1 protein-coding gene and 1 pseudogene are annotated in these 1,702 nt (G+C 64.5%); one reads left to right on the top strand and one right to left on the bottom strand.

Annotated features, from left to right (window positions below):
- Nucleotides 1-423: 423 nt before the first annotated feature.
- Nucleotides 424-1,335, top strand: a complete 912-nt coding sequence (locus DR046_RS22845; protein WP_115384626.1) for a hypothetical protein — start codon at nucleotides 424-426, stop codon at nucleotides 1,333-1,335.
- Between the two features lie 248 nt (nucleotides 1,336-1,583).
- Here the strand turns inward: DR046_RS22845 and DR046_RS24520 are convergent.
- A pseudogene (locus DR046_RS24520) lies at nucleotides 1,584-1,702 on the bottom strand (IS30 family transposase); the annotation flags it as partial.

A 1,702-nucleotide genomic window follows, 5' to 3' on the forward strand; every position in this document is an offset into this window, starting at 1 on the left:
CCCGCTTGTGAAGATGGATCAGCATAGTCTCGCCCCGCCTCGAATGTCCCTCAGGATCGACCTCGCCATGAAGAGCGCGGATCGTCGTGGGGAAATGTGATCAGCCGGGATGGAACAGTTAGCGCCGATGATGAAGTACGGGCCAAGGTAGCCCCGGTCGATCTGCATCCCTTCGACCACTTCGGTCCCGGTCTCGAGGACCTCGTTCTCCTCGACGGTGATCACGCCCCTCTGAGTCGCGCGAACAGCGAGACGCGTCCCGCCGCCCCGGTCGGGGTTTCCTGTCCGGCGATCCGCTGAAGGGAGGCCGGAACATGCGCGTTGCTCAGAGCATTGTGTACCCGACCAGACCTCGCGTCGCTGCTTTCGGATCGCATCTCCCGCGGCGGAGCGTGCTGGTCGCCACGGAACAGGAGCCGCCCGATGACCAACCTCCGTTTTCACCGCCTGCTCGTCGCGACTGCGGTCGCGCTGCCCTTCTCGCTCTCTAGCATGCCTGCATTTGCCCAGGAGTTCGGTCAGGCCGTGCTCGACCTCGATGGCGACGGCCGGCTGGAGCGGCGGGAGTTCCTCGAGGCCTTCGGGCCCGGGCAGTTCGGCCGCTTCGATCTAGATGGCGACGATCAGTTGGGCGAGGAGGAATTCGGCCGCGCGTTGTTCCGGCTGTGGGACGACGACGGCTCCGGCGCGCTCAGCATCGACGAATGGGACGACGGCGTGGACCGCTGGTTCGGCGAGGACCCGGTCGACCTTTCCGTATCCGAATGGGACCCGGACGGCGACGGCTCGATCAGCTATGCCGAGTTCGAAGCCGAGCTGGGGACGACGGAGCTGTTCGGCAATCTCGATCTGGACGCCGTGGGGACGCTAGATGCGGCGGAGCTGGGCGGTGGTCTGTTCGATGCAGGCGACCGGGACGAGGACGGCCTGTTCGACGGCGCGGACGAGGACGGGTTCCTGACCAACCTGGCCGAGCTGTTCTTTACGGATGAGGACGAGCCGTTCGAGCCGGACGCGGCCGAGATCCTGGACGCCGAGCCAGACGGGGACGCGCGCGATCCCTTGGACGACGGTGCCGTCGAGACCGCTGACCTTGAGCCAGGCGGCGATGCGATCGATCCAGTGGATGTCGAGGCGTCGGTCGACGACGCCCCTGCCGACGAGCCGCTGATCGAGCGGGGTGAGGCCTTCACCGCCCTGCCCGTGCCCTGTGGCGCCGAGGGCTGCAAAGCCACTGCGGAAGCGTTCTGTGAGGCGTTGGGCTATGAGCCACCCATCGGGACACTGGCGCGCGACGATGCGCTCCACGTGATCCGCTGTGCAGACGAAATCTGATGTCCATCGCAGTGTGTCGGCGCCGGTCCGAATTGGCCCCAATCGGAGTTGTTGCGCCGGTCGTAGTCTGACTCATTCGGCAGGGTGGCCTGCCCGCTGAAAAATGATCCTCCCTAAAGTAGGCCTTGGAGCCAGAGGAGGACGAATGAGCCCCCCGAAGAAGCACAAGCCGAAAAAGATCGTCACGAAGCTCCAGCAGGTAGATGTGCTGGTTTCGCAAGGCTTGGCGAAAGGTTCCAAGAGAAGGCTTAGATTCCAGTTTCAAGCGCGACGGTTGATCTGAAGGCCGCGATTTCGTCGGCCATTGCTTCGGCTGGCGTTTTCCAGCCGAGGGTCTTTCTCGGGCGGTTGTTCATCAGGGCTGCGA

The sequence above is a fragment of the Jannaschia formosa genome (assembly GCF_003340555.1).
Classification (GTDB): domain Bacteria; phylum Pseudomonadota; class Alphaproteobacteria; order Rhodobacterales; family Rhodobacteraceae; genus Jannaschia; species Jannaschia formosa.

What these genes read in the sequence shown, in the direction of transcription:
- DR046_RS22845 (WP_115384626.1), top strand. Translation starts at nt 424, where the DNA reads ATGACCAACCTCCGTTTTCACCGCCTGCTCGTCGCGACTGCGGTCGCG.